The organism is Pseudoalteromonas sp. S1727 (assembly GCF_005886375.1).
Lineage (GTDB): Bacteria > Pseudomonadota > Gammaproteobacteria > Enterobacterales > Alteromonadaceae > Pseudoalteromonas > Pseudoalteromonas haloplanktis.
Genome location: NZ_PNDT01000374.1, coordinates 1 through 254, shown reverse-complemented (window position 1 = coordinate 254; position 254 = coordinate 1). Strand labels below are relative to the sequence as shown.

1 protein-coding gene is annotated in these 254 nt (G+C 37.8%); it reads left to right on the top strand.

What is annotated here, in order from left to right; genetic code table 11:
• Positions 1 to 254, top strand: a 254-nt coding sequence (locus CWB85_RS22350) for an insulinase family protein (protein WP_138556033.1), incomplete at both ends; no start/stop codon positions are given.

The window sequence follows — 254 nt, the reverse complement described above, 5'->3', positions numbered from 1 at the left end:
AATGGTTCGAGATTCGTTTTCTGAGTTTGAGCAACGTGGAGTAACACAAGATGAATTAGATTCAGTCAAAGCTCAATTTGAGTCAGGCGCTTTTTTTGGCTTACAAAGTGTAGCAGGGAAAGTTTCTCAGTTAGCTGCATTTGACACTTTTACAGGTAACCCTAATTTTATTCAGGATGATATTGCTGGCTACAATAGTGTTACGAAATCAGATGTGATGCGTGTTTTTAATCAATATGTGAATTGCAAAGCGG